The organism is Bradyrhizobium campsiandrae (genome assembly GCF_014529705.1).
In the GTDB taxonomy this organism is placed as follows: domain Bacteria; phylum Pseudomonadota; class Alphaproteobacteria; order Rhizobiales; family Xanthobacteraceae; genus Bradyrhizobium; species Bradyrhizobium campsiandrae.
Window position 1 is genome coordinate 1 of record NZ_JAANIH010000384.1, and the last position, 244, is coordinate 244.

Annotated in this window: 1 protein-coding gene; it reads left to right on the forward strand. The window is 61.5% G+C overall.

The window, feature by feature from the left end:
• Positions 1–244: ABC transporter substrate-binding protein (locus G8O24_RS43545; RefSeq protein ID WP_244646467.1), on the forward strand; the 244-nt coding region annotated here is incomplete at both ends.

A 244-nucleotide genomic window follows, 5' to 3' on the forward strand; every position in this document is an offset into this window, starting at 1 on the left:
CCGCGACGCGCATGCCCACGCTCGTATCTGCCAAAAAGATCGACGACATGACGGTCGAGCTCACCACCAAGGAGCCCGACAGCTTCCTGCCGATCAACCTCACCAATTTGTTCATGGCGAGCCCGGCGCAATATGAAAAGCTCGGCAAGGATTGGGACAAGTTCGCGAGCCAGCCCTCCGGCACCGGCCCGTTCAAGCTGACCAAGCTGGTGCCCCGCGAGCTTGCCGAGCTGACGACGAATCC